Origin of the sequence: Bradyrhizobium sp. AUGA SZCCT0169, assembly GCF_018130085.1 — a bacterium.
GTDB lineage: Bacteria > Pseudomonadota > Alphaproteobacteria > Rhizobiales > Xanthobacteraceae > Bradyrhizobium.
The window spans coordinates 1-26,193 of sequence record NZ_JAFCMC010000058.1 but is presented as its reverse complement, the minus strand read 5'-3'; the positions used below and the strand labels follow the sequence as shown (position 1 = coordinate 26,193).

Genomic DNA, 26,193 nt, shown 5'->3' with positions numbered 1-26,193 from the left:
CCCTGCGCAATGGCTTTACGGCTTATGCCGTGCTCTCCCCGGAGACGAGTTCTTGGTTGACTCCGTCGCTGCCGTTCGGCTCTCGCCTACCCGACAGCTTGACACCTGCAACGGGTGCCAGGACCACACGGTTTTGCCGTACGCTCATCCACGCCGTCGTCTCAGCGTAAACCAGCGTCCACCGCAACCCGCCCAACGTCCGTGACGACGGCCGACGCCCTTCTGACCAGGACGGGATGGCGATAGATGCGCACTGATTTGGGTGGGCCGGCAACAGAAATATTTTTGATTTACAGAAACTTTCTACTTGACACGATTTCTGAAAACCGGAACTGATTTGCCCGTCGGGCAACACAGAGGTATCCCTAGACACGGCGTCCGCGCGACGATGTCGGCTTTCGGACCCGGAGCAGACATTGAATTTCGCAGCGATCGTCGTAAATTTCGTCCGGATTGCAACGCCTTGAAAACCTGGAGGTAGATGCAATGACCCTCGACCAGTACGTGCGCGACCTGCGGGAGATTACTGCTCAGCGTTCTGATCCGGTCGAAATCACGGACCTGGTCGTACCGCTCGCCAGGAAATTTGCAAAATCGCCGGAACTGCGCCGCCCCGAATATCGTGAATGCGATGCCGAGCAAGGCTTCGGCGTTCACATGCTCCATGAAGAGCCCAATCACGATCTGGCCGTTTTCCTGGTATCGTGGCTGCCGAACCGAGGCACCAACCCGCACAACCACAAAACCTGGGCCGTGGTGGTCGGCATCGAAGGCCAGGAACAAGAGATCAACTATGACCGGCGCGATGACGGTGGTAAGCCCGGCTATGCCGACCTGAAACGCAGCGGTGAACACGTGATGACCGCTGGTGACACGGCCCGCTGTTATCCAGAACACATACATAGCGTCCGGAACGTTGGAAAAGACATTTCGATGTCGCTGCACACTTACGGCCGGCACATCAACTACACTGGACGCTCCGAGTTTGATGTAGAGCGCAAACTTGAGAAGCCCTACGTGGTCAGGGTCGCCGACGACGCGCACGTGCGGGCGCAGATCCTGACCAAACGAAGAATAAGTTAGCGTTCCGCGTCTGGCACTTTCGGACCTGGATTGCCGAGCCATATCCGAGCGGCAATCGGACCTGAAGCGTCGGCGTTACCGATGCGGGCCAGGATGATCTGACCAACATGGTTGCAGCGGCGAGCCAAGCATCACGAGCGTGGTGTTGTGATCAGCAGCCAACAGCCGCGAAGAGCCTATTTGCCATCGTTCCAGATATCGGTCGCCATCTTCCAGTCATTTCCGACCTTTTCCCAAACCACAACATATTTTCCGCTCAGTTCCTGCGGCGTCGGGCCCTTGGTCTTCAGGCTGAAATTCCCGATCTCGCGCGCCGCAGAGGGGCCGAGCGGCTTGACGTCCAGGACGGTGAGTTTCGGATCGCCAACTTTTTCGGCCATGCTTTTCCACATTGCCTCGATCGCGGCTCGGCCCTGGACCATCGCAGAACCAGGCGGAAGTGCGATGGCATCAGCGGTGTAGAATGACGCGATCGCGGCGAAATCGGCCTTGTTGAAGAATTCAATCCATTTAGCGTTTGCCGCCTCGATCTCCGCCTTCTGTGCCGACGCTGGTCCAATCAACGCCAGCACGAATGCAATCACCAGTGCCATCCTGCTCATGATCAGCTCCATTTTTTGAATGCGATTGCTCGGTCGGTTCGCGCATCTCGGTCTCCGCGCCGATACTGCGTGCATGCCGATCGGCAGCAATTTTACCGCCCGGGGCATGTCCCTGAGACTCGCCCTATTGGGTTACCCCTGGTCAGCGCGGCCGCCCAAGGCAGCGTCGGAAACGAACGAAAGCCCGCGCCTGGCAATGTCCAGTTATTCACAACGTCTTCCCCGTTAACCATAGCTATATACGATGGTGTGAATTGACATCGTCGAAAAAATTTTAACCGAGAGTCGCAAATCGAACCGACCGCCCCGTTTTCGCAGGGCACAGTGGGTGCGGGGCTGGATCAAAGCTCATCAAAAAACAGATCGAACACGGAGCGTGAGCTCTCGTGACGCAAGCGAGCGTCTCGGGAAATGGCTTTCGCTTGAGAAAGGTGATGCCGCAGTGAGTGAAAGCGAAACGAAAGTTGCACCGAACGGAACCAATGTATTCGGGATGCCACTGTTGGAACTCCCGAAGATCGCGTTGCCGGGCGTGAGCTTCGAGCTGGCCGAGCAGGGTTTTGCCCGCGCGCGGGAAGGTTGCGAGAAGATGAAGGTCGCGTCAGAGGCGATGACGGAAGCGCTGCGCGAGAGCTATTCGAGCAATGCCAGAAGCACGACAGACTACGGCCTCAAGGTGCTCGAAATCTCAAACGCCAATGCTGCCTCCGCGATCGATTTCTTCGTCAATCTGCTGGGCAGCAAGTCAGTTTCGGAAGTCTTTACCTTGTCCGCGTCGCAGGCGCGCAAGACCTTCGACGCCGCATCCGGCCAGAACAAGGAATTACTGGCCCTTGCCCAGAAGCTTGCGACGGAAACGGGTGAGCCGATCAGGGATCACTTCGCCAAGATTCTGCACAAAGCCAGCTAAAAAAGCGGCGCCCAATTTACACAGAGGATTCGTTCAGGAGGGATCCGGCCGGTTGGAGTAAGCCCCGCAACGAGTATGCCCACCCATGCTCGATCAGACAAATGCACAGGTGCGCTATGCCCCCCAAGTCACCGCACCGACAAGAGGCGCAAATCCAACCGGCCGGTACTTTGCTGCAAAGACAGCAAGTACCATTTCAAGGGAGGGACACATGGGTATGGTTATGGTGAAATGTCCGCAAAGCGGACGCGCGATCCCCACCGGCATCAAGATCGATCGCGAGAGCTTTGGACGCAGCGCGGTGTTCTTCTCGCGCACTCATTGCCCGATCTGCCGCACCTATCACGACTGGTTCGCGCGGGAAGCCTGGGTTCACGAGCCGAGCATCCGGACGCGGCGTCTCGGCGCGGGCTCCAGCGCCTGACCGTCGCTGCGCAATGGGGGACACCATGGCGCGCATGGAAATCTCAACTGAAACGTCGACCTGGCTGCTGCAGGCCAAGGATTTTCTTGAAGAAGCACGACGGCTGAAGCCGGGCCCCGCACGCAACGAGCTGCGCCAGACGGCGAAGGTGCTGCGCGAGCTCGCCAAGCTCGAGGCGAAGAAACGACACAACGGGAAGAAACGACACAACGGCCAGTCGCAGCGCGGATAGGTCGGCGGTCGCGCTCACACGACATCGCCCGATTCAATTTCCGGGATGCGCACAGCAGCGGAAGGAACCGCCGCGCGTGATCGGGCCGTGTTCGACGAAAAGATTTCTTCGACTTCGACACGCATGGTGTCGTGGCATTCGCACGATGCGGCCGCGAGCCGCGATCGGTCGATCTCGATCCGGCCTCGTTGATCGGACCTGATCGCTCCGGAAGCGCGCAGTTTACCCACCAGGAGCGTCACCGTCGTTCGTCGCACACCAAGGATTTGCGACAACGCCTGTTGGGTGAGCGGGAGCACGTCGTGGTCGATGCGGTCGCGAAATTGCAGCAGCCAGCGGGCCATGCGGGCTTCGACCGGGTGCAGCGCATTGCAGGCCGAGCCGAGTTGGAACTGTACCAGCATCGCCCTGGCGTGATTCTGGACCAGGTGCCGGATCGCCGGACTCCGGTTGAAAGCGGCGTGAAAGCGCGATGCGGGAATCCGCGAGGCGATGCCCGCCGCACGAACGACCGCGGTAACGGCCGAAGGCGACGGCCCGAGCACTGAAAGAATGCCTATTGCCCCCTCGCGCCCGACCGCGGCGGTGGCGACCGTCTGCCCGTCCGCCATGTCGATCATCAGCGAGATGGCGCCGCTATGAGGGAAAAGCACATGCTCGATCGGGTCACCCGCTCGCGAAATGACCGCGTCCGGATCGAGCGCGACCGTCTCCAGCACAGGCCCCAGCAGATCGAGGTCCGACGGCGGCAGCGCTGCAAGAAGGTGGTTACCAGTTCCGCCCAGAGGCTTCACTGAAGGGAGCCCGCGATCAGACATTCGCGGCCTTCTTCATTTGGAGTGTCTTCGTTTGGAGTGTCGCGAAACGGCGATCTTGCTCCGAGATCAAACTCACCCTGGTACGCCTTTACGCTCGACAACAAATTTGCTCCCAACAACAAAACTTCTAACCATCGGCCGCGATATGGATTTCTGCTCGCCGCATCGCAAAGAGTTAGATGCAAATGCGACGGACGCAACAACAAAATGCGCATGCGTACCACCGTAGTAATGCGGAACGGGTGGTTCCAATTCCGGCGCACGGCACACGCCTTCCGGTACGCGGCACATGACGGAAACTTATCGGTGCCCGAGCCCATTGCGATATCGGCAGGTAGCACTTTTGAGACATGACGGTGGACCCCGACAATGTCCGGGAACGGAAGTCGTCGGCGGTCAGGCGCCCGAGCCGCGCAATGAGGTGAACGCTCGCGATCGGGGTTGGCAATATGGACGCCGCGCCCGTCTTGAGTGACAATGTCTCCTGTTGGCGAAGTGCCAGCGGTGGCCATATGCCGCCTGATACGAAACACAAGAGCGGCATCAAGACGCCCCGCCATGGAAACGCCCAATGCTGATCCCCCTTGCCGACGTGCCGCGCTGGTATGCCGAGCGCAAACCTAAAGACACGATCGCGATCAGCCATGGCGCCGAGACACTGAGCTGGGAGCAGCTGGAGCGCAATGCCAACGCCCGTGCCCGCGCCTTTGCGGCCAAGGGCGTCAAGCCGGGCGATTTCGTCGCCATCGGCCTGCCCAACAGCAACGCATTTTTCGAGACCACGTTTGCGGTGTGGAAATGCGGCGCGACGCCGACCTCGCTGACCTGGCGGTTGCCGCGCGGCGAGGCGGCTGCGGTGCTGGACATTCTCAAGCCTTCGCTTGTCGTCGGCGGTCAGCCGGATTGGAATGCGCCCAACGCGCTACCGATTGATTTCATGCCGGACGGCTTTTCCGGAGATCCGATCGACAACCCGGTGGCGCGCTACTGGAAGGCGATGACCTCTGGCGGCTCGACCGGCCGGCCGAAGGTGATCCTCGACCACCGGCCCGCCGTGATCGATACCGCAGGCCCCGCCGCGCTCGGCATGCCGATCGGCGCTTCCCTGCTCAACCCCGGGCCGCTCTACCACAACGCGCCCTTCATCGTGTCGCACACCGCGCTGTTCCATGGCGGGCGCGTCACCGGCCTCGTCAAGTTCGACGCCGAGGAATGCCTGCGCCTGATCGAAGCGAGCCGGGTGCAGTGGGTCAATTTCGTGCCGACCATGATGCACCGGATCTGGGCGCTGCCCGATGAGGTGCGGAGCCGCTACGATCTGTCGAGCCTGCAAATCGTGTTTCACATGGCGGCGCCGATGCCGCCATGGCTGAAGGAAAAATGGATCGAATGGCTCGGGCCCGAGCGCATCTATGAGCTCTATGGCGGCACCGAAGCACAGGGCGCCTGTATCATTTCGGGCGTCGAATGGCTCGAACACAGGGGATCGGTCGGCAAGATCGCCGAGACTTCCCGCCTGCGCATCATCGGCGAGGACGGCAACGAGGTCCCGACCGGCGAGACCGGTGAAATCTATTTCCTGCCCAATGACGGCGCCGGCAGCAGCTATCATTATCTCGGCGCCGAACCAAAACGCCGCGCCGACGGCTGGGAATCGCTCGGCGACATCGGAAGACTGGACGCCGACGGCTATCTCTATCTCGGCGACCGGCTCGCCGACATGATCCTGCGCGGCGGCGCCAACATCTACCCGGCCGAAATCGAGGCTGCGGTATCAGCCCATCCGTTAGTTCGCTCCTGTGTCGCGGTCGGCCTGCCCGATCCGGAATTCGGCCAGCGCGTGCACGCAATCCTGGAACTTGGGCCCGACATCGACGCGCAATCGGTCGCCGACGGCATGGGCGATTTCCTCTCCGACCTGCTCAGCCGCTACAAGCACCCGGAAAGTTTTGAAGTGGTCGATGTCGGCCTGCGCGATGATTCCGGCAAGGTCCGCCGCACCCTGCTGCGCGACGAGCGCGCCGCCTGGCTGAAGGAGAATCGCGCGTTCCGGATATTGCCCGCGCGGGCGCGGGCCAGGGCGGAGTGAGGAAAGGGCCGGGATAAACTACATTCTTGGCCTCGACAGCGCGTCCTTGCTTACAAACAGGAGGCGCCGCCGAAAGGCTGTCGGACTTTCGGCAAGCAGCACCCCCTTGAGAGATTGCAAACCACCAGCGAAGAATGGTTCACGAAGCCCGTTACCATGGGTCTCGCTCCACTCTGGTATCGGCAGCCCGTAAACGCGTGCAAGATGCTCGGCGACTGCAGCCACGTAGGCGTCGTGCACGGCGTCAATGGAAGCCGGCCGCTCTTCGATCGCTCGCTGGCGCGACTCAGTGTTCGTATAAAACGAATCGAGAAACTCCCGAAGCGACGGGTCAAACTTCTGTTCGCCGGCTTTCACCCGACGGACCACCTCGCCCAACGATCCTGGTTTTTTGCGGAACAGATTCATGGCAGGCGCGACGAATCAGTGGTCTGACCATTGCCGTGGTCAATGTCCAGGTTTGAAAAAATCTCCTCGAGTCCCAACCGCGTTTTGGGTTGAAGCATGTTCTGCGGGTAAGATTTTTCGACCAACGTCAGGGCATCCTGGCTGCTTTTGATACCTATTGCGCGAGCGAGAAGCTTGATGTCGTCGATGTCCGAGTTCGTCTCGACACCCCCGACGCGCATCGCTCGGCACTTCATGGCAAATTCCGGTTTCGCCGGGTATACGCGTAGACCTGGCTGATCCTCCGCTGGATAGGTCTTGAACAAGGCCTTGACATCAGGGTCGGCGTCTCTGCTGCTGAGCCATCCCTTCACACCGTCGTTCAACCAGTTTTCATCCCACCCAAATTCCTCGGCAATCTCCGCCGCGAGCTTTTTGATGAAGTCTTTGTTTCCCTCGAATACCGCATCGACGTCGCCGGTGTTGATCTGTCTGTTCGAGGTGAGCAGGAGGGCCGATCCGCCATATATCGCGATCTCGACGGTGCGACCGGCCGCAAATGCTCTCCGGCCAAGTTCGGCAAGGGCATGCTCCAGAGTTGACCGATCGAAATTCTTATCGCCGCTCATTGTTCGTTCTTCCGCAACCAGTAAACGATACGCTTTTAGCACGAAAGCTGCCAGCAAACCGGTTCGTAGTTGCGATCCGGGAGGACTCCCGGGCCGGCTCAGGGACGTCCGTTTGTTCCGGATCTATCATGCCGTCCCGCGCGCGGTCCAAAACGGATTGGAGACAACCGGCCGAAGCTCCTAAAAAGCCAACTCTCGCTTTCAGCGACATTTCAACCGACACATCCTGAGGTAAGATATTCCGGCTGACGTGACGGCTTTCGATCGGCCGCACCGCATGGGAATATGACATGTCTTTCCGCACGGATAACAAAGCCTATGAGGCCTGGCTCGCCACGCAGTGCGACGTGGTCAAAAAGGACATCGCCTACAAGCACAAGCGGATGAAGAAGAGCCCGTTCATCTTCCTGCGGGCGACCTATTTCCGCTGGGCCAGAAAAATCGGCGACTGGTGTCCCGAACTGATGGATGCGCCGCAGCTGCTTTCGGTCGGCGATCTGCATCTGGAGAATTTCGGGACCTGGCGCGATGCGGACGGCCGTCTGGTGTGGGGCGTCAACGATTTCGACGAAGCGGCCGTCATGCCCTACGTGCTCGATCTGGTCCGGCTTGCGGCCAGCATCCAGCTGGCGCCGAACCCGGCGGTCGACTCCAAGCACGCCGCTAGCGCCGTGCTCCAGGGCTATCGCGACGGCCTCGAGAACCCGCGGCCGGCGCTGCTGTTCGAAGGACAAAGCTGGTTGCGGCCCTATGCCGAGCCTGAGGAAGACAGACTGAAGGAGTTTTGGAAGGAAGTTGCCGACTACCCGGATTACAAGCCGCCGCCCGCAATCGCCAAAGCGCTGATCGAAAGCCTGCCTGACGGCGTGGACAGGAAGAGCATCCGATTGTGCCGCCTGCTCCGCAAGGGTGGCGGCAGCCTGGGGCGGCCGCGTTACGTCGCGGTCGGCGACTGGCGCGGCGGGCAGGTATTGCGCGAGGCCAAGGCGCTGGTGCCCTCGGCGTGGACATATGCCAACGGCCAAACATCCGGCAAGAAATCCGGCAAGAAACCCAGCAAGTCGAATTTCCTGGCGCTGGCCCACAGCCGCTATCGCGCGCCGGATCCGTTTCTCGACGTGCGCCATCAATTCATCTTTCGGCGCATCGCCGCCGATTCCCGCAAGATCGAGCTGGGAGACGCCGCCGGCAAGAAATTGCACCTCAAGTTGCTGGAGGCCATGGGGCTGGAAGTGGCGTCGGTCCACGCAGCAGGTGCGGTGCCGGTCGAGGCGCTGCAGGCCGACCTTGTGAAACGCCCGCACGGCTGGCTGAACGCCGCCGCAGCGGTTGCGGCCGACAAAGTCAAGCGCGATTATCGGGAATGGCGCAGCTGACGCGCGTTCCATCGATGCACGGATCGCAAACCGCGTTCGATCCGCGATCTCGATCCGCGGCCGTTTCGCTGATATAATCCGGCAAAGGCTGCCGCTGACAGGACCATGATCTATTCGGGTTGCGCGGCGTTGGTTAGCTGCGCGCAACCGTATGGGAGACCCTTCATGCCCTCTTTGACCGAATGGAAAGTGCCGCCGGCCAACCAGCCGCGCCCGGGCGATTACAGTTTTGATCTCGACCGCGCACTGGCCTCGGTGGTCGGGCTACATTCGATTATCCCCGCCGACGCCTTCAGCGCGGAGACGCTCGGCACCGAGCGCGCCGGCAATGGCGTGCTGATCGACGACGGCCTGGTGCTGACCATCGGCTATCTCATCACCGAGGCCGAGACCGTGTGGCTGCATCTGGGCGACGGCCGCGTGATGCAGGGCCATCCGCTCGGCTTCGACTTCGAATCCGGCTTCGGCCTGGTGCAGGCGCTCGGGCGTCTCGACATCGAGCCGCTGCCGCTCGGCTCTTCCGCCATTACAAGGGTCGGCGACCGCGTCGTGCTCGGCGGCGCCGGCGGCCGCACGCGATCGGTCGCGAGCCAGATCGCGGCCAAGCAGGAGTTCGCCGGCTATTGGGAATATCTCTTGGATGAAGCGATCTTCACCCACCCCGCGCATCCGAACTGGGGCGGCACCGGGCTGATCTCCGGCCGGGGCGAGCTGATCGGCATCGGCTCGCTGCAGCTCGAACGCGAGCGCGAGGGCAAGGCCGAACACGTCAACATGATCGTGCCGATCGACCTGTTGAAGCCGGTGCTCGACGACTTGCGCAAGTTCGGCCGCGTCAACAAGCCGGCGCGCCCATGGCTCGGGATGTTTTCGACCGAGATCGACAACCGCATCGTGGTGGTCGGCGTCGCCGGCAAGGGTCCCGCGGCGCGCGCCGAAATCAAGACCGGCGATGTCATCCTCGCGATCAATGGCGACAAGATCACCAGCCAGACCGGCTTCTACCGAAAACTCTGGTCGCTGGGGCCTGCCGGCGTCGACGTGCCGCTCACGGTCTATCATGAGGGCGTCACTTTCGACGTGGTGCTGACCTCGGTCGAACGCGCCAAGCTGCTGAAGGCGCCGAGACTGCACTGAGCAAGACTTCACTGAGAAGGCTTCACTAAGAAGACTGCACTGAGAACGCTGCGCTAACAAAAGCTCCAATATGCAGGGAATGCGCGATGAGCGAGGCCGTGGTGGACGACATCGTGGCCGTGCTGCCGCCGCTCTTGCAATCGCTCGAAGCGCTCGGCTTTGTCGCGCGCCATCTGAACCCGCCGGATTTCGGTCGCGTGATGGAAGCTGCCGGCACGCCGGACGAGGCGCTGCGCGCGGTGCGCCCGCGGCTTTCGCAGTGGCCCGCGGAATTCGGCGATATCAAGACCGCGCTCGAGGCCGCCAGCGACGCGGCGCTCGCCGCCTTCGACGGCCTGCGCGAGGTGCAGAACGGCAATGGCGATCTGGTCAGCGTGTTTCGCTCGCTGCGCCATTCGCCGCGCGCGCAGGAGGCGCTCTATGCGCTGGTCGCGAAATTGCCGCCGGTCAGCGAGTTCTTTGTCGAACCTTCGTTGCGCGAGGATGCCGATCTCGCCGCACGGCTGGCGCAACCCGCCAATGAAAACACCGGCATCTTCCACGACCATAACGAACCCGGCAGCCGCGGTGGCTTCTCGCTCTATGTGCCGGAATATTATACGCCTGATCGTGCCTGGCCGCTGGTGATGGCGCTGCATGGCGGCAGCGGCAATGGCCGCGGTTTTCTGTGGAGCTGGCTGCGCGACGCGCGCAGCCACGGCGCCATCCTGATCGCGCCGACGGCGACAGGAAATGCTTCAGATAGCAAAACCACCTGGGCGCTGATGGGCGAAGACACCGACACGCCGAACCTGATGCGCATTCTCGAACAGGTGCGTTCGCGCTGGAATATCGACGCGACAAAAATGCTGCTGACCGGCATGAGCGACGGCGGCACCTTCTGCTATGTCAGCGGGCTCGAAAGCGCCTCGCCGTTCACGCATCTCGCGCCGGTCTCGGCGACGTTCCATCCGCTGATGGCTGAAATGGCGGATGCGGAGAGACTGCGTGGCCTGCCGATCCACCTCGTGCATGGCAAGCTCGACTGGATGTTTCCGGTGCAGGTGGCGCGGCACACCCGGCAATTGCTGTCGGCGGCAGGCGCCAACGTGACCTACCGCGAGATCGACGATCTCAGCCACACCTATCCGCGCGAGATCAACGCGCCAATGCTGGCGTGGCTGCGCGGGAGTTGACCGCACGGGCCGGGCCGGTTCCCGTGACAAAGAGACATAATCTCGTCTGAATTTATCGTCAAAAGTGAAGGACTTAGCCAACGAGGGGGGCCTCGTCAGCGCGGTATTGGAACCGCGACAGGATCTTCATGCCCTCCACGATTTCCCCCGCATCAATCTCGCGTTCACCCCTCTCTACATCCGTCGTGCTCTCCAAGGGGGTCAGCCGCCTTGAGGCAACGCTGAAGTTGACGACCGCGATCCTCGCGCTCGCGGCCGGCGTCTACACCTATCTCGGCGTTCGCGAACTGCTCAACGGCAGTCCGACGACCGTGTTCTTCGCGGCGGTCATTTATTCCGTCGCGGTGTCGGTCGGCATCTACGCCTTCTGGATTTTCCTGATGCAGTTCATGCCGCATGTCACCGGCCGCGGCGGCCGCGGGCTGATGTTCGGCTGCATGCTGCTGGGATCCTTGATGATCGTGGCGATGTCGTCCTGGCTGAATGCGTCGGCACTCGCCGGCGCCGCCGCGGTCCAGCAGCACCTCGCCATTACCGTGCAGAACTACACCCGCGATCTCGATACCGCCAACACCAACGCGATCGCGGCGCAGGGGCTTTTGCCCGATATCCAGCTCGCCTCTTCCCGCTTCGCCAAACTGGCCGATGCCGAGCGCGCCGGCTCGCTGACCGGCACCGCAGGTTCAGGCACCGTGGTGCAGCTGCTGACCCAGATGTCGGGGCAGCTCGACGGTCTGGGGCAGGAAGTTCAGGCTTCCGGCAAGCGTGTCTCGGCGCTGTACGAGCAAGGCGGCAAGAATCTCGCCAAAATGCGCGAGCTGATTTCCGACCGCGGTCCGATCTCGGCACGCAGCGACGCCTTTGCATCGGAATCGCTCGCCCTGATGGGCGTGATCGCCAACCTGCAGCAAACGTCGGTGGCGCCGGCGGTGAAACGGGCCGCGACGTCGCTGTCGTCAGGGTTCATTGCACCGGCAGCCGGTGGCCGCAGCGGCGATCTCGCGGAACGGCAAACCGCCGTTGTCGGAAAGGTGGAAAGTTCGATCGCGGCACAAGCCACCTCGCTCTCCGACGCCGCCGACAAGATTTTGGCGATGCCGCGGGTCGAGCCGGCCCGCTTTCAGTCGCTCACCCCGGCGGAAGCCGTGCTGCGCTATGCCAGCGATTTCATCCCGAGCTGGGCCGGAGCGATCTCGATTGACCTGATGCCGGCGGTGCTGGTGCTGATCCTCTGCGTGGTTCATGCCGCGATCCGGCGTGAAGGCCTGCCGGCGATGAGTGGGTCCGACATGACCGCGGGCGAACTGGTCGCGGCCCTGCAAATGGCGCGGGAGGTCGAAGAGGCCCGCCGAACCGTGCCGAACGAAACAAAGGACATCCCTGAGCCGCCATCGGAGCCTGCGCCGGCAGAAGAGAACGTGACGTCGCTGTCGTCGGCGCGGCATCCCAAGTAGCGCTGTCATGTCGACCATTTCGGAACGCTTTCACCATTGGCTCTCGGACCGCGCGGACGAGACCATGCTGCGCTGGATTTTTCGCGGCCTGGTTACGGTCATCGTGGCTGCGCTCGCTGCCGATCTCGCCGGTGCCAATGGCTGGATCGCTCCGCCCGATCCCGCGGCATTGCCGGCCGAGATCAAGCGGGACGCTCCCACGCTGGATCTTCCCAGCGTCCTCCCGTCCATCCTGGCTCCGCTTTTGCCCGGCGGCGACAATCGCCTGACGCCGTTGCCACAGCCGGAAGGCGCGCTGGCAAAGCCGATGACTTTTGAGCTGGTCGGCGGCGGCAGGTTGATCGCAAACGGCACGATCACGCCTGGAATTTCACAAGCTTTTGCCGCCGAAATCGGCAAGCGCGGCGACTATATCAAGACTGTGGTCCTGAATTCACCGGGAGGTTCGGTCGTCGATGCACTGGCGATGGGACGCCTGATCCGCGAAAAGAACCTGGCAACCGAAATCGAGGCCGGGAAATACTGCGCCTCGTCGTGCCCGCTGATGTTCGCCGGCGGCGCCGAGCGGCGCGCCGGCGACAAGGCCGTGATCGGCGTGCATCAGGTGGCGGCGATCGCGGCCGCGGCCAATAGCCCGCCACGCGACGAGATGAGCATGGCACAGAAAATCTCGGCGCTCTGCCAGCGCTATCTCGCCGAGATGGGCATCAACCTGCAGGCCTGGGTCCATGCGATGGAAACGCCGCACGACAAGCTGTTCGTGTTCAAGCCGGATGAGTTGAAGTCCCTTAATCTCGTGACGACAGCACCGGCTGCAGCACCAGCGCCGTCCGTCCCTGCGAAGGTGAGATCGTAGCATCAGCTCAGGGTTTCGCCGCATCGCGTGACGCGGCGAAACCCCGCGCGTCGCGGCTTAGCGCCAGCCGCCGGACGCCGAGATGCGCTCACCTGTCAGCCACGCCGAATCATCCGACGCGAGGAACACTGCAACCTTCGCGATGTCTTCGGGCTGGCCGAAGCGGCCGAGCGGCGTCATGCCGATGACCTGCTTTTCCACCTCGCCTCCGAGCAGTCCGGCGCTTTCGAGCCCTTCGGATGCCGTGGCTCCCGGCGCGATGGCATTAACGCGAATTTGTCGCGCGCCGAACTCTTTCGCCAGGCTGCGCGTGATCGAATCGACCGCGCTCTTGGTGGCGGAATAGACCACCGAATCCGGCGTCGGATTGAGGCTCGCGATCGACGAGATGTTGATGATGCTGCCGCCCTGCGGGCCGAAATATTTCAGCGCATGCTGGATGGTCAGCAGCGTTCCCAGCACGTTGGTGTCGAACTCGCGGTGAAACTCCTTCTCGGTCACGTTCTCGAGCGGCTCGAACTGGTAGACGCCGGCGTTGTTCACCAACACATCAAGCCTGCCGAACGAAGCCTTGGACTGTTCGAACAAACGCTTCACGTCGGCGGCATCAGCGACGTCGCCCTGCACCGCAATCGCCTTGCCTCCCTTGGCCGTGATGCTTGCTACGACGCGATCGGCGCCTTCGCGGCTCGACGCGTAGTTCACCACGACGGCGGCGCCCGCCGCGGCCAAACCCTTGGCGATGCCGGCACCGATGCCTTTCGAAGCTCCCGTGACGATTGCCACTTTGCCCTTGAGGTCACTCATTTGAATTCTCCTGATGGGCCGGCCCAGTTGCCGGCGTCTTGTGACCGGCTATCTACTTCGGACTGAACGGCTTATTAGGATGGCATCATTCGTAGGATTTGTGCCTGGAGTTCGGAAATGACGACAATTCTGGAGAAAACCGCCGGTCTGGTCGCGTTCGTGCGAACCGTGGATTCCGGCTCCTTCTCGAACGCCAGCCGCGCGATCGGCTCCAGCGCATCGGCCGTTTCGAAGAGCGTGGCGCGGCTGGAACGGCGGCTCGGCGTCCGGCTGCTGCAGCGATCGACGCGGACGCTGAGCCTCACCACCGAGGGCGCGGCCTATTACGAACGCGTCGCGCCGCTGCTCCGCGCGATCGAGGACGCCGAGGATGTCGTGCAGATGGCCGACAGCGCGCGCGGCCTGTTGCGCGTGACCGCGCCGGTGTTTGTCGGGCGAACGCTGGTCGGTGAATGGTCGCAAGCCTTCCTGGCGCGGCATCCCAACGTCAAACTCGAACTCAGCGTCAGCGATCGCCACGCCGATCTGATCCGGGAAGGTTTTGATGTCGCGTTGCGCGTCGGCGATCTCGCCGATGCCGATTTGACGGCGCGCAAGCTGGCCGATCTTGCCTTGGTGATGATCGCCTCGCCCGGTTACGTGGCCGCGCGCGGCGTGCCCCGCAGCGTCGCAGATCTGCGCCAGCATGCTTGTCTGCGCTATCTGCTCGCCGGAAAGCCCTATCCGTTTGCTTTCGCCGATGGCACCACCATCACGCCGGAAGGCGCGCTTGATTCAGACGACGGCATTACGCTGTATCACGCAGCCCTTCACGGCGCCGGCATCGCGCAGGTGCTCCGCTTCGCCGTCGAGGACGATTTTGCTGTCGGTCGGTTGATCGAAATACTGCCAGACGTCGCGATGCCGTCGGTTCCGATGCACGTTGTGCACGCCTTTGGCCGGCAATTGCCGGTCCGGGCGCGACTATTCGTCGATTTCCTTGTGGAACGCGTGAGCCGGATCGGCAAATAAGTTCGCTACGGAACTTTCCGCCACACGCAGCGTTGTTTGCGCATCACCGGAGGATGTCATGCGAACGTTTCTTGGAATGATCCTGGGCGCGCTGCTGCTGGTTTGCGGCGTCTACGTCTATGATTCGATGAACACATCGAGTGTGGCGAACGGTCAGGTCGCACAGAACAACCGCACCATCGTCAACTGGGACGTGGCCGCGACCGACTGGAAGGCGCTGAAGACGCGCGCCCACGAGGAGTGGACCAGGATCGCGTCGAAGTAATCACGCGAGCTTATTCGAACGAAATTGGGCGTCCTCGTCACCGACGAGGGCGCCCTTTCCTTTGACGCGATTAGTTGGCGCCTTTGGCTTTCCGCGCATCCTTGATGACCATTTCGAACTCCGCCATGGTCAGGATGCCGGGCACGCGGAACTTGCCGACGATAAAGGACGGCGTGCCACGGAAGCCGAAGGCTTCCGCCTGGGCGTGGTTGCGCGCGAGGATGGCGTCGATCGCCTTGGCGTTGGTGGTGAGGTCGCGGTTGAGGCGATCCATGTCGATGCCCTTTTCGGCGACCAGCTCGCGGGCGCGCGCCTCGGTCAACCGCGAACTGACGCCGATCATCGCCTCGTGCGCCTGCATGAACTTGTCCTGATATTTGGCCGCCAGCGCCATCCGCGCGGTGATCTTGGAAACTTCGCCGAGGATCGGCCAGTCCTTCAGCACCAGGCGGACCTTGCCGTCGTCCTGCACCACCTGCGCGATCTCCGGCGCGATCTTGCGGCAATAGGGACAATTATAGTCGAACCATTCGACGATGCTGATGTCGCCATCGGGGTTGCCGGCCGCGGGAATATCCGGATCGCGCAGCACCAGCGCTTCGGTCAGCACCGCGTCGTCATCATGCGCCAACGCCGTGCGCGGCATCGTCGCGGTGCCGAGCAGGGTTGCGCCGGCGCCCATCAGGCCGATCGCTTCGCGCCGGCTGGGTCCCGGATTGGTTGCGGCTGGTTTGTTGTGCTGGTTCATTGCTGCTCTCGCGACGGCCTCACCCCTGTCTACGCCCAGGATGAGGATATGTTACGCGCCAGCATATAGAGCGCCACCGCAATAATGACCACGGCGAACACAATGTTGAGGGCGCCGCGTCGCTCGGCGAGGTGACGGGCGGAGCGGGTGCCGGCCAAGCCGCCGGTAATACCGCCTGCGACGAACAACCCCGCCAGCGCCCAGGAGATGAAGCCGGACCAGGCATAGCTCGCAGCGGTGGTCAAGCCGAACGCGGTGACGGCGACCAGGGAGGAACTGACCGCGTTCATGATCGGCATCCCCGTCGCCAGCATCAACGCCGGCACGATCAGGAATCCGCCGCCAATGCCGAAGAAACCCGATAGCGTCCCGGTCGCGAGGCCAAGGCCGACAATAGCCGGCATGTTGGACATCGACATCTTGACATCCGGCAACCCGATCCGCGACCGCGTCTTCAGCATCAGCAGCGCGATCACGATCATGACCAGCGCGAACAGCGCCAGCAGTTTCTGGCCATCGACCATCTTGCCGAGGATCGAGCCGCCGAAGGCGCCGGCCATGCCCGCGACAGCAAATGTCAGCGCGCAGGACCACACCACCGTGCCGCCGCGCGCATGGTTGGACAGATTGACCGCGGCGTTGGCGGCGACCGCGATGGCGCTGGTGCCGATCGCGACATGCGGTTCGGGCACGCCGACCACATAGACCATCAGCGGCACCGCCAGGATCGAACCGCCGCCGCCGACCAGGCCGAGCGAAAACCCGACCAGCATCCCCGACGCCAGTCCCAACACGCTTTGCGCCGTGGAGATGATCAAGATGGAAGACTCATGTGCACGGTCGGACCATAGAAGGAATTTCTATGATCCGCCATGGCTGCAGCACAAATCTGCCCTGCAACAGGCGTTCAGCGTACGCACCATGCTCCGAGCAATGTCCGACGTCAGGCGGGCGCGAGCGCCTTGTCCTACAATGGTGCGCTGGCGCGGCGCGGCAGCGCCATCAGCGTACCCGTCATGGTTGCGATCAGAGTCTCGATGCCGTCGTGCTCCGCATAGGCACGCCCCTCGCATACTGTGAGCGTACGGCCCGGCTTGACGACCGTGGCGCGGAACGCAAAGCGCTGGCCGCGCGCCGGCGCCAGCAGGTTGGTCTTGAATTCCACGGTCAGGATGTCGGAGCCAATGGGCATCAGCGTGAAGGCGGCGATGCCGCAGGCACTGTCGAGCCCGGCCGTGATGATACCCGCATGCACGAAACCGTTCTGCTGGGTGAAGTCGCTCGAATAGGCCATCGCGAGTTCGACGTCGCCCGGCTCCAGCCGCGCGATCGAGATGCCCAGCGTACGCATTGCGTGCTGGCGCTCGAACGTATCGGTTGCGATCTCGCGATAATCCGGATTCGTCGGCTCGAAACGCGCCATGCCGCTCATGCCGGTACCGCCTCGGTCGGGTCGAGATGCTTCAGCGCGGTATTGCGGATCTCAGGCGCGAACGGCATCGATTTGTGGGCCTGCCGGTCGAGGTGCACGGCAGTGATTTCACAGGTCGCTGATATCTCACCGGTTTCGGCGTTGCGCATCTCGTGCAGGAAGCGGATCGACTTGTCGCGGATTTCCAAGAGCCGGCTTTTGACTTCGACGATGTCGCCGGCGAATAGTTCGCGCTTGTAGCTGATGTTCTGCTGCACGCCGGCCATGCCGCGGCCGGATTCGCGCAAATAGGACGGCGTCAGCCCGAGCCTTGCGAACATATTCCAGTTCGCCTCGTCGAACTTGCCGACATACCACATGATGTTCATGTGCCCGACATGATCGCATTGCCACGGATAGACCGTGCCGCGATAGGTCGCGTCCGTCTCCATCGTCTCGCTCCCGCTCATCGTTTCTGGCCGGTTGTCGATTTTGATACGGTAGCGTATCAGGGCGTGAACAGGTTAGCAATACGGTACCGTATCAAGAATCGGTGAGGCTGGAATCAATGACCGACGGCAAGAACGAGAACCGCAAGGACGCGACCTGTAAGGACAGGACCTGGATCGAGGCCGGCATGGCGGAAATCGCGCGCACCGGCGTCGAGGGCGTGCGGGTCGAGGTGCTGGCGAAGAATCTTGGCGTCACCAAGGGCGGTTTCTATCGCCGCTTCAAGGATCGCGCGGCGCTGCTGGACGGCATGCTGCAGAACTGGAGCACCGGGCGCATCGCCGCGATCGAAAGGCAGACCAGCCTCGATGGCGCCACCGCGCGCGAACGCTTGCGGGCGCTGGTTGCGCTTTATTCAGAACGGATGAATACCGAGGGCATGGCGGTGGAGCTTGCGATCCGGCAATGGGCGCGATCTGACGAGGCCGCAGCCGCAGCGGTCGCCAGCGTCGATGCCGCGCGGCTGCAAAATGTCGGGCAGCTCTATCGCGCGGCGGGGCTGGCGGCGGAAGAAGCCGACGCGCAGGCATTCCTGTTCTATTGCTTCATCTTCGGCCAGAGCTTGCTGTTCCTCGAACGCGGCCCGCGCAAGCGCGCGCAGCTGATCGCAAAGTCAGCCGAGAAATTGCTCGAGGATGAAGGTTAGGCGCGGCCGAGGACCGGCCGCGCCTTAAAACGCTCAGCCTTTTCTCAGGCCGTGGGTTTCAGCTTTTTGCTGCATTCGCTGTAATAGCCGCCGCCCTTCTGGATCCACTTCAGGCCACCATTGCCGTTGGTCGTCTTGTTGGCGTTGTACTGATCAAGGCAGGTGTGCATGCGCTGCTTGCCGGCGGTTTCCTTGGCGTATTTCGGATCGACAGCGTTCGGATACACCGCAGGTCCCGATGGCACCGCCGGCGCCGCAGCTTCCTTGGCGGGCGCGGCTTCCTTCTTGGCCTTGGCTTCCTTGGGCGCGGCAGCGGGTGCTGCGGCCGGCGCGGCCGCTGGCGCCGCGGCGGTGGCATCGGCACCGCATTGCGCCTTGCGGAAGTCATTCCATTTCTGGCCGCCGAGCGTGCCGGCGGTCTTGGCGGCCTGGTATTTCGCGCTGCATTCCTGCGCGGTGAGGGCCTGGGCCGGCGACGTCACCATGAACGCCGCAAAACCCGACACCGCCATTGCGCAGAGTATTTTTGCTTGATTGGTCATCCTAAGGCTCCCTTGGGGCAGTTTAACTAGGGCAATTTAGCTTGGGCCATCCAACTTGGGCAGGTCGTCCTTGTGCAGTTATCGTGCAATCATTCAGGGGTTTTGACCTGCACCGCCATCCTAACGCAACCAAAGCTTGCGGCAACGAAAGCCGCGATTTTCCGTTCAAAATAATGTGGCTGTCAAAGACGCGGATTGTCCGGTCCATTCACTTGGCGTTCAGCATCACGGCGCGACGGTCGCGCCCTTGTTTCCAATCCGAGGTGCCCCATGAAGATCTCTTCCCTTGTCACCGCGACCGCGATTGCTTCGCTCCTGCTGATGGGCGCGGCATCGGCGCAAACCGCCGCGCCGACTGCAAAGACCGAGGCGCCGAAGACCGAGACCAAGGCACCGGCCGAAAAGAAGACTGCCGCGAAGCCGCGTACCCCAGGCTCCCTCGAATGCTCCAAGCAGGCCGACGAGAAGGGGCTCAAGGGCAAGGAACGCAAGAAATTCCGTTCCGCTTGCAAGAAGGAATTCGCCGACAAGGAGAAGGCGGCGGGAGCGAAGTGATCACCTGCCCCTGCCGCTTCAAGGCAAGGACTACTTCGCATCTGCATGTTTGATGGTGTTGCCGGGCGCCCGCGGACCCGCGCGGGCGCCCTTTGCTGGCCCGCGCATGGACCGCCCGCGCCAGGGCCGAAGATGGCTGACGCACGCATTGCAGCAATCGCGTGGCGCATTTGTCCCCCAATGCGGGATTTGCCATAAGGCGGCGTGAGCCTGATCCCCACATCGATGACGTCTGCGATTCCTGACCGCGCCAGGATTCTCTCCACGATCGAGACAATCGTCCTCGGCGCCGCTGGCGGCTTGCTGTTTCTTTGGGCAAACCTGCCCGGCGGACTGATCTCCGGCGCGATGTTCGCGGTCGGCATCGCCGCGATCTGCGGACGGCCGCTCGCGATGCCGCCGATCCTGACGCAAAGCGTGCTGCTGCTGCTCGGGATCACGCTGGGCTCGCTGGTGTCGCGGCAGCTGATCCAGCACATGAGCTCTTATCCGCTGACCATCGGCCTGCTCGCGCTCGCCACCTTCTGCTCGACGTTCGGCAGCAGCTTCTATCTGCAGCGCTTCTACGGCTGGGACCAGACCTCGGCCTTGCTGGCCGGAAGCCCCGGCGCGCTGTCGCAAATCACCATCCTCGCCGCCGAGAAGGGCGCCGACGTCGCTGGCATCGCCGTGGTTCAGACCATGCGCGTGATCATCCTCACCGCCGCCCTGCCGCTGCTGCTGGCATTGACCGGGATCGCGCCATCGGCGCCGCCGAACATCGCCGCCATCATCGCCTCGCCGCTCGAACTGGCCGTATTGATCGCGGCTGCGGTCGCGGTCGCGCTGCTGTTGCTGCTGATGAAATTTCCGGCGAGCTGGATGTTCGGCGCGATGATCGCCTCGAGCGTGCTGCACGGCACCGACATGATCGAAGGCGGCCTGCCGCCCTGGATGCGCGGCGTGGCGCTGGTCGGCATCGGCGCGGTGATCGGCACGCGCTTTGCGCGGGTGAAACGGTCGACGCTGCTCAGCCATGTCAATGCGGGGCTGGGTTCGTTTGCGGTCGCGATCGTGATCTCGGCGATCTTCGTCGCTGTCATCGCGTTGACCACGAATGTACGGCTGGCCGACGTCGTGGTCGCGTTCGCGCCGGGCGCGATGGACGCCATGCTGGCGCTGGCGCTGACGCTGCATATCGACCCGATTTTCGTCGGTGCGCATCATCTGTCGCGCTTCGTGTTCGTCTCCATCACGACGCCGGGCATCGTCCATCTGTTCGGACAGCCGCAGGATGATGTGGACGATTAGGCTCGCTTGACGGACTTCAGGCCCCACGCCGCGATCGCGGCCATCGCCAGCGAAATCAGCACATTGTAACCGGCGAGCGAGAGGCCGAGGAAGCGCCACTGCACCTCGTCGCAACGGATCACCTTCACGGTGTCGAGCCGCTCGAGCAGCGTGCCGGCGCTGCCGAGATCGACCAGCGGGCCCGAGCAATCGGTCGGGCCCTGCCAGAACTTCCATTCGACGCCGGCGTGGTAGCCGCCGAGCCAGGCGTTCGCCAGCGCCGCCAGCGCCAGCAGCGCGAGGCCGGCCAGCAGCACCGGCCGCGGTGCGTCCCGCGAAGCCACGAAAGCGACCAGAAGAGCGAGCGGGATCGCCAGATAATAGGCATAGCGCTGTTCGAGGCAGAGCGGACAGGGGCGGATATCGAGCACCAGTTCGAAGAACCAGGCGCCCGCCAAGGTCGCCGCTGCGATGGCCGCGATCGCCAGCGCGGCTATCGTAGCCGTATTGGCGCCAAGCCCGGCATGTGACGGATTTGCGGTGGCATGAAGCGTCACGGGCGTTCTCCAACGATAACAACGTCCTATCCCTCTGAAGTGGCGCTGTCGAGGCGCGGGACAATCACATCCGCGCGGGTTGACCCGCCGAAACCGCCCGCTATATTCCGCCGGCTTCGCGGCACCGGCCTTCTGGCCGACGCCCCGAGGGCCCCTGTGGCGGAACTGGTAGACGCGCTCGACTCAAAATCGAGTTCCGCAAGGAGTGCTGGTTCGATTCCGGCCAGGGGCACCAGTCTTCGCGGCTTCGCCTGGCGCGGCCAGACGCAAATCCATCCTGCGCAGCGGCGAAGACTGCCCAGCGTAGCCTCTTGCGCAGCGAAGCGATCGCCTCGTACCGTCTGTCAGGACTGCCACCTCGGTCAGGAATCACCCAGGGCCACCCGATGGACATGCTCGTCAAGCTCTATGCGCTGCCGGATTCCCGGCCGGCGTATGATCGATTGCGCAACGCCGGAATCGTCATGCGCCGTGCGTTGGCCCCCGAAAAGCACAAGGTCACAGGCTGGGTGCGGCAGAATTTCAGCGAGGCATGGGCCAGCGAAACCGATGTCGCGTTCGGCCGCCAGCCGGTCTCCTGCTTCATCGCGGTCCGGGAGAAAAACATCATCGGCTTCGCCTGCCATGATGCGACCTGTCCCAACTTTTTCGGTCCGACCGGCGTCGATCCGAAGGCTCGGCAAGGCGGCGTCGGAAAGGCCCTGCTGTTCGCCTGCCTCGAGGACATGCGGCAACAAGGCTTTGGCTACGCCATCATCGGCGGCGTGGGGCCGGCGGAGTTTTATTCGAAGGCGGTCGGCGCGGTGGCCATCGAAGGTTCGGAGCCGGGGATTTATCGCGGGCTGCTATAGGCCAGGTGATCGCTAGGTCCGGGCGACGGCGGAAGATCGCTCTCGACCCGACCCGCTCGCTTCATTCAAATGTGCGCCGGCATCGGGCGCAATCGAGCCCGCGTCGGTTTCCGCCAGTTCGGTGCGATTGCGGCCGAGCCGTTTGGCCTCATAGAGCGCCTTGTCCGCGGCGGCGATGAGATCGCGATGCCTGGTTTCCGCGCCGGGCACCAGGGATGCGACACCGATGCTCAATTTCGCATGGCCGCGCTGAATCTCGTCCGCGCCGCAGCGGACGATCAGATCCTCGCGAATCCGCGCCGCCAGCGCCGCCGCATCGCCGAGCGACGTTTCCGGCAGCAGAACGGCGAACTCGTCGGCGCCATAGCGCGCGCCCATATCCGAAGGGCGCTTCACATTCGCCGCGATCGACGCGGCAATGTCCTGCAAGAGTCTGTCGCCGGCCTGATGGCCATGCGCGTCGTTGTAGACCTTGAAATGGTCGGCATCGATCATCAGCAGCGCGACCGGCGCGTGGCTGCGCATCGCGCGGCGCCATTCATAGGCCAGCGCGCGGTTGAAATGGCGGCGGTTGGCAAGACCGGTGAGCCCGTCGATCGTGGCCAGGATAGTGAGCTTCTTTTCCGCGGCGCTGCGGCGCGCGAATTCGCGATGCAGGAAGGCGGCCAGCATCACTGTCACGGCGCACAGCACGGCCATCAGGACGCCGATCGCGATCGCCTGCCGCCACCACGCCGCAAGAACATCGTCGAGCGATTGGCCGACCACGACGATGAGCGGCAAATTGCCGACCTGGGTATAGACGAACAGTCGTTTGATCCCGTCCGACACCGCCCTCGATTCATAGTGGCCGCTGGAAGCCTTCGGGAAGTGGTTGAACAGTTCGGCGCGCTTGATGTTGGTGCCGATGAAATCCTGGCGAAACGGCCAGCGCATCAGCACGATGCCGTCGGTGCGCGCCAATGTCACCGTGCCGTTGGGACCGAGCGAAGCATCCTTGAACATCGCCTGGAAATGGTCCTGCAGCATGGCCGTGAGCACGACGCCGGCAAAGGAGCCGTCCGGATGCGACAGCCGCCGGCTGAACGCCACCAGCGAGAGGCCGGTGACACGGGATGCGATCGGACGACTGACGTACAGGCCGGGAAAATCATTGTCTCTGTGAAACTGGAAATAATCCCGGTCGGACATGTTGTGTCCCGGCGGGATCAGATTCTTGGAATCGTGCGTGATCCGTCCCGTCTCATCGACGACGAACATCGATGTCGGATGACGCGCGGTGGCTGAATAATCGAACAGCACCAGCTGGCGCATTTCCGGACTGAGACGATCGAGACCGGGCAACTTCAAATTGCTCATCAGCCCCTCGAGCGAGAGATTGAGCAGATCCACGTTGCGGGCGATATCGGCCTTGAGCGAATTGGCGAGGCTGGTGGCGACCTCGGTGGCACGCGCTTCGGTCGCCCGCCGCGCCTCCAGCAGCACCCAGCCGCATACCGCGGAGAAGCTCAGCGCCAGCAGAATGACCGAAATCGTCATCCGGTGATGCGACTGCGTCCATGCCCAGCCGGAAGCGTCACCTGCTTCGTCGGGTTCGCGCGACCAGAGCGACTTCCACACCGGTTTGCCCGCTTCCGCTATTGCCACGGAATTCACCTTGCAAGACGTTGCCTTCGCCTTTTGTGCGCCGATGGAACGAGTTAGGCGTTAAAGGCCAAGTGAATTCGCCCCAAGTGGTTCACAAATTATTCGCGGAACAGGTTGAAATGGCCTGATCGGGCGATTTTTCCGTGGAAGTACGGGCACTTCGCGCCGCACACAAGCAATGATAATCGAATCCACATGGCATGCACGATCAGTCGATCTGACTCGGCCCTGAGGTCCCGACCTCGGCCTTGCCCTGTACCAGCGTCACCGTAATCGCGCGTGGCCGGGTCAGCACTTCCGGCTGCAGGATCTGGTCGAGCTGCTCCGGCGTGAGCAGTTTCCTGGCCAGCACCAGATCGTAGACGCTTTCGCCCGTGACCAGCGCCTGCTGCGCGATCTCGGTGGCGTTGGCGTAGCCGATATAGGGATTGAGCGCGGTGACGATGCCGATCGAGTTTTCGACGCCGCGGCGCAGGTGCTCACGGTTGGCGGTGATGCCGTTGACGCATTTCTCGGCCAGTGTCAGGCAGCCGGCGCGCAGATGATTGACGCTCTTGAACAGACTGTGCGCGATGATCGGCTCGAACGCATTGAGCTGCAACTGGCCGCCCTCGGCCGCAAAACTCACCGTAATGTCGTTCCCGATCACCTCGAAGGCGATCTGGTTGACGACCTCGGGAATCACAGGATTGACTTTGCCCGGCATGATGCTCGAGCCCGCCTGCATCGGCGGCAGGTTGATCTCGTTCAACCCGACACGCGGTCCTGACGACAACAGCCGCAGATCGTTGCAGGTCTTCGACAGCTTGACGGCGACGCGCTTGAGCACGCCGGAGAGTTGAACGAAGCTGCCGCAATCCTGCGTCGCCTCGACCAGGTTCGACGCGGTCACCACCGGAATGCCGGTGATCGACCGCAGCTGTCGGCACACCAGGCCGGCATAGTCCGGGTGCGAGTTGATGCCGGTGCCGATCGCGGTCGCGCCCATGTTGATTTCACACACCAGCAGCACGGCTTCCCTGAGCCGCTGCTCGTCTTCCCCCAGCATGACGGCATAGGTGGAAAATTCCTGCCCCAGCGTCATCGGCACGGCGTCCTGCAACTGGGTGCGACCCATCTTGATGATGTCCCTGAACTCGTCGGACTTGCGCTCGAACGCCCCGCGCAGCACCGCCATCGCTTCGACCAGCCGCATGATGCCGCCGTAAGCCGCGAGCTTGAGCGCCGTCGGATAGACGTCGTTGGTGCTCTGGCTCATGTTGACGTGCTCGTTGGGGTGCAGGAATTTGTAATCGCCCTTTTGTCGGCCGAGCAGCTCCAAAGCGCGGTTCGCGATCACCTCGTTGGCGTTCATGTTGGTGGACGTGCCGGCGCCGCCCTGAATGACGTCGACCACGAACTGGTCGTGCAATTCACCCGATCGCACCTCCTCCGCGGCGGCGACGATGGCGTCGGCGAGTTTGGCATCGAGCAACCCGAGTTCGCGGTTGCTCTTCGCTGCAGCGATCTTGATCGATGCCAAGGCCGCGATGAGATCCGGATAGATCGAGATCGGGGTGCCGCTGATCGGGAAATTCTCCACCGCCCGCAAGGTGTGGACGCCGTAATAGGCCTCCGCCGGAACATCGCGGTCGCCCAGGAGATCGTGTTCGCGTCGCGTCGTCATCGGGGGGACCTTTTCGCCGGAGTGTCTGGGGCTTGATAAGATCAGGAGATGAGGGTTTTTCCTAGTGTCGGGCTTCCACACAAGGCCGTCATACCCCGCGCATGCGGGGTATCCAGTACGCCGCGGCCTACCCCCGTCATTGCGAGCAAAGCGAAGCAATCCATCGCGCGGCAAGCTGAAGCATGGATTGCTTCACTGCGTTCGCAATGACGGGGATGGTGTAGCACCACACATTGCTGTCATCCCCGCGCAGGCGGGGATCCAGTACGCCGCGGCTTCTCGGTTCAATCATTGCGGTCTCTGGAATACTGGGTCCCCGCCTTCGCGGGGACGACAATTGTGGGTGTGACACACACTTCGCGTTCTCGCGACGCATTGCGCCCGAGTTATGCTGGAAACTTCCCGCCCTCTCATAGTGAGGGCGCAGGGAAGACCGGGTGCGCGCTGCACCCGCGGTCCCGTGTGCGGTTTGCACTAAGTAGGCTGCACACGAGCATACAGGGCAGCGGAGAACACCCGGCCTTCCCTGCGCAATG

General features: G+C 62.7%; 29 protein-coding genes and 1 tRNA gene. 17 read left to right on the top strand and 13 right to left on the bottom strand.

The window, feature by feature from the left end; translation table 11 throughout:
• Positions 1–486: 486 nt before the first annotated feature.
• Positions 487–1,083 carry a cysteine dioxygenase family protein gene (locus JQ609_RS33980; RefSeq protein WP_212276927.1) on the top strand — a complete coding sequence of 199 codons (597 nt, stop codon included), beginning with the start codon at positions 487–489 and terminating at the stop codon, positions 1,081–1,083.
• Between the two features lie 176 nt (positions 1,084–1,259).
• Here JQ609_RS33980 and JQ609_RS33975 read toward each other — a convergent pair whose 3' ends face one another.
• The gene (locus JQ609_RS33975; RefSeq protein WP_249119787.1) at positions 1,260–1,775 is read right to left on the bottom strand and encodes a DUF4440 domain-containing protein; all 516 of its coding nucleotides are present in this window, start codon (positions 1,773–1,775) and stop codon (positions 1,260–1,262) included.
• A 238-nt stretch (positions 1,776–2,013) separates the two neighbouring features.
• Between JQ609_RS33975 and JQ609_RS35855 the strand changes: the two genes are divergently transcribed.
• The 3 genes from JQ609_RS35855 (at position 2,014) to JQ609_RS33960 (ending at position 3,251) form a co-directional block, all read left to right on the top strand.
• A complete protein-coding gene (locus JQ609_RS35855; RefSeq protein WP_312014737.1) occupies positions 2,014–2,595 on the top strand; it encodes a phasin family protein in 582 nt (193 codons plus the stop codon).
• A gap of 211 nt (positions 2,596–2,806) precedes the next feature.
• On the top strand, positions 2,807–3,019 hold the full coding sequence (locus JQ609_RS33965; protein ID WP_212209800.1) for a hypothetical protein: 213 nt from the start codon (positions 2,807–2,809) through the stop codon (positions 3,017–3,019).
• 25 nt (positions 3,020–3,044) lie between these two features.
• Positions 3,045–3,251, top strand: a complete 207-nt coding sequence (locus JQ609_RS33960; protein WP_212209801.1) for a hypothetical protein — start codon at positions 3,045–3,047, stop codon at positions 3,249–3,251.
• A gap of 14 nt (positions 3,252–3,265) precedes the next feature.
• Here the strand turns inward: JQ609_RS33960 and JQ609_RS33955 are convergent, their stop codons facing one another.
• The gene (locus JQ609_RS33955) at positions 3,266–4,069 is read right to left on the bottom strand and encodes a Crp/Fnr family transcriptional regulator (protein WP_212209802.1); all 804 of its coding nucleotides are present in this window, start codon (positions 4,067–4,069) and stop codon (positions 3,266–3,268) included.
• Between the two features lie 571 nt (positions 4,070–4,640).
• Between JQ609_RS33955 and JQ609_RS33950 the strand changes: the two genes are divergently transcribed.
• Positions 4,641–6,158 carry an AMP-binding protein gene (locus JQ609_RS33950; RefSeq protein WP_212276925.1) on the top strand — a complete coding sequence of 506 codons (1,518 nt, stop codon included), beginning with the start codon at positions 4,641–4,643 and terminating at the stop codon, positions 6,156–6,158.
• Between the two features lie 18 nt (positions 6,159–6,176).
• Here JQ609_RS33950 and JQ609_RS33945 read toward each other — a convergent pair whose 3' ends face one another.
• Both JQ609_RS33945 and JQ609_RS33940 read right to left on the bottom strand, forming a co-directional pair.
• Positions 6,177–6,566, bottom strand: a complete 390-nt coding sequence (locus tag JQ609_RS33945) for a hypothetical protein (protein WP_212209804.1) — start codon at positions 6,564–6,566, stop codon at positions 6,177–6,179.
• Positions 6,563–7,174, bottom strand: a complete 612-nt coding sequence (locus tag JQ609_RS33940) for a hypothetical protein (RefSeq protein ID WP_212276923.1) — start codon at positions 7,172–7,174, stop codon at positions 6,563–6,565. Before JQ609_RS33940 ends, JQ609_RS33945 begins: the two co-directional genes overlap by 4 nt.
• 290 nt (positions 7,175–7,464) lie before the next feature.
• On the opposite strand from JQ609_RS33940, the gene JQ609_RS33935 reads away from it, so the two are divergent.
• From JQ609_RS33935 to JQ609_RS33915, 5 genes are all read left to right on the top strand, one after another.
• On the top strand, positions 7,465–8,550 hold the full coding sequence (locus JQ609_RS33935; protein ID WP_212276921.1) for a DUF2252 family protein: 1,086 nt from the start codon (positions 7,465–7,467) through the stop codon (positions 8,548–8,550).
• A 165-nt stretch (positions 8,551–8,715) separates the two neighbouring features.
• The gene (locus JQ609_RS33930) at positions 8,716–9,687 is read left to right on the top strand and encodes a S1C family serine protease (protein ID WP_192738349.1); all 972 of its coding nucleotides are present in this window, start codon (positions 8,716–8,718) and stop codon (positions 9,685–9,687) included.
• 86 nt (positions 9,688–9,773) lie between these two features.
• Positions 9,774–10,862, top strand: a complete 1,089-nt coding sequence (locus JQ609_RS33925) for a phospholipase (protein ID WP_212209807.1) — start codon at positions 9,774–9,776, stop codon at positions 10,860–10,862.
• Between the two features lie 128 nt (positions 10,863–10,990).
• On the top strand, positions 10,991–12,316 hold the full coding sequence (locus JQ609_RS33920; protein ID WP_212209808.1) for a hypothetical protein: 1,326 nt from the start codon (positions 10,991–10,993) through the stop codon (positions 12,314–12,316).
• A 7-nt stretch (positions 12,317–12,323) separates the two neighbouring features.
• Positions 12,324–13,172, top strand: a complete 849-nt coding sequence (locus JQ609_RS33915) for a hypothetical protein (RefSeq protein ID WP_212209809.1) — start codon at positions 12,324–12,326, stop codon at positions 13,170–13,172.
• A gap of 57 nt (positions 13,173–13,229) precedes the next feature.
• Here JQ609_RS33915 and JQ609_RS33910 read toward each other — a convergent pair whose 3' ends face one another.
• Positions 13,230–13,979, bottom strand: a complete 750-nt coding sequence (locus tag JQ609_RS33910) for an SDR family NAD(P)-dependent oxidoreductase (RefSeq protein WP_212209810.1) — start codon at positions 13,977–13,979, stop codon at positions 13,230–13,232.
• Positions 13,980–14,096: 117 nt separating this feature from the next.
• Here JQ609_RS33910 and JQ609_RS33905 point away from each other — a divergent pair, with 117 nt between their 5' ends.
• Together JQ609_RS33905 and JQ609_RS33900 are read left to right on the top strand one after the other, a co-directional pair.
• Positions 14,097–14,990 (top strand): LysR family transcriptional regulator, encoded by an 894-nt coding sequence (locus tag JQ609_RS33905; RefSeq protein ID WP_212209811.1) that lies wholly within the window; start codon positions 14,097–14,099, stop codon positions 14,988–14,990.
• A gap of 58 nt (positions 14,991–15,048) precedes the next feature.
• The gene (locus tag JQ609_RS33900; protein ID WP_212209812.1) at positions 15,049–15,255 is read left to right on the top strand and encodes a hypothetical protein; all 207 of its coding nucleotides are present in this window, start codon (positions 15,049–15,051) and stop codon (positions 15,253–15,255) included.
• Positions 15,256–15,325: 70 nt separating this feature from the next.
• On the opposite strand, the gene JQ609_RS33895 is transcribed toward JQ609_RS33900, so the two are convergent.
• The 4 genes from JQ609_RS33895 to JQ609_RS33880 form a co-directional block, all read right to left on the bottom strand.
• Complete coding sequence (locus JQ609_RS33895) at positions 15,326–16,003, bottom strand: DsbA family protein (RefSeq protein WP_212209813.1); 678 nt, start codon at positions 16,001–16,003, stop codon at positions 15,326–15,328.
• Between the two features lie 29 nt (positions 16,004–16,032).
• Entirely contained in the window at positions 16,033–16,818 is a 786-nt protein-coding gene (locus JQ609_RS33890; protein ID WP_212209897.1) for a sulfite exporter TauE/SafE family protein, read from the bottom strand.
• Positions 16,819–16,970: 152 nt separating this feature from the next.
• Positions 16,971–17,426: a PaaI family thioesterase gene (locus tag JQ609_RS33885; RefSeq protein WP_212209898.1), complete on the bottom strand. Its 456-nt coding sequence runs from the start codon at positions 17,424–17,426 to the stop codon at positions 16,971–16,973.
• A 5-nt stretch (positions 17,427–17,431) separates the two neighbouring features.
• Positions 17,432–17,866, bottom strand: a complete 435-nt coding sequence (locus tag JQ609_RS33880; RefSeq protein ID WP_212209814.1) for a thioesterase family protein — start codon at positions 17,864–17,866, stop codon at positions 17,432–17,434.
• Positions 17,867–17,982: 116 nt separating this feature from the next.
• Between JQ609_RS33880 and JQ609_RS33875 the strand changes: the two genes are divergently transcribed.
• Positions 17,983–18,570, top strand: a complete 588-nt coding sequence (locus JQ609_RS33875) for a TetR/AcrR family transcriptional regulator (RefSeq protein WP_212276919.1) — start codon at positions 17,983–17,985, stop codon at positions 18,568–18,570.
• Positions 18,571–18,614: 44 nt separating this feature from the next.
• On the opposite strand, the gene JQ609_RS33870 is transcribed toward JQ609_RS33875, so the two are convergent.
• Positions 18,615–19,112 (bottom strand): hypothetical protein, encoded by a 498-nt coding sequence (locus JQ609_RS33870; protein ID WP_212209816.1) that lies wholly within the window; start codon positions 19,110–19,112, stop codon positions 18,615–18,617.
• Between the two features lie 270 nt (positions 19,113–19,382).
• Here JQ609_RS33870 and JQ609_RS33865 point away from each other — a divergent pair, with 270 nt between their 5' ends.
• On the top strand, positions 19,383–19,667 hold the full coding sequence (locus JQ609_RS33865) for a PsiF family protein (protein ID WP_212276917.1): 285 nt from the start codon (positions 19,383–19,385) through the stop codon (positions 19,665–19,667).
• A gap of 225 nt (positions 19,668–19,892) precedes the next feature.
• Entirely contained in the window at positions 19,893–20,957 is a 1,065-nt protein-coding gene (locus tag JQ609_RS33860; protein WP_212276915.1) for an AbrB family transcriptional regulator, read from the top strand.
• Here JQ609_RS33860 and JQ609_RS33855 read toward each other — a convergent pair.
• Positions 20,954–21,433 (bottom strand): disulfide bond formation protein B, encoded by a 480-nt coding sequence (locus JQ609_RS33855; RefSeq protein ID WP_312014929.1) that lies wholly within the window; start codon positions 21,431–21,433, stop codon positions 20,954–20,956. The genes JQ609_RS33860 and JQ609_RS33855 overlap by 4 nt on opposite strands.
• 210 nt (positions 21,434–21,643) lie before the next feature.
• Here JQ609_RS33855 and JQ609_RS33850 point away from each other — a divergent pair.
• Both JQ609_RS33850 and JQ609_RS33845 read left to right on the top strand, forming a co-directional pair.
• Positions 21,644–21,728: transfer RNA gene (locus JQ609_RS33850), tRNA-Leu, on the top strand.
• A gap of 151 nt (positions 21,729–21,879) precedes the next feature.
• Positions 21,880–22,344: a GNAT family N-acetyltransferase gene (locus JQ609_RS33845; RefSeq protein WP_212276911.1), complete on the top strand. Its 465-nt coding sequence runs from the start codon at positions 21,880–21,882 to the stop codon at positions 22,342–22,344.
• 12 nt (positions 22,345–22,356) lie between these two features.
• Here the strand turns inward: JQ609_RS33845 and JQ609_RS33840 are convergent, their stop codons facing one another.
• Both JQ609_RS33840 and aspA read right to left on the bottom strand, forming a co-directional pair.
• Positions 22,357–23,991 (bottom strand): sensor domain-containing diguanylate cyclase, encoded by a 1,635-nt coding sequence (locus tag JQ609_RS33840; protein WP_212276909.1) that lies wholly within the window; start codon positions 23,989–23,991, stop codon positions 22,357–22,359.
• Between the two features lie 208 nt (positions 23,992–24,199).
• On the bottom strand, positions 24,200–25,657 hold the full coding sequence (gene aspA / locus JQ609_RS33835) for an aspartate ammonia-lyase (RefSeq protein ID WP_212276907.1): 1,458 nt from the start codon (positions 25,655–25,657) through the stop codon (positions 24,200–24,202).
• Between the last annotated feature and the right edge of the window lie 536 nt (positions 25,658–26,193).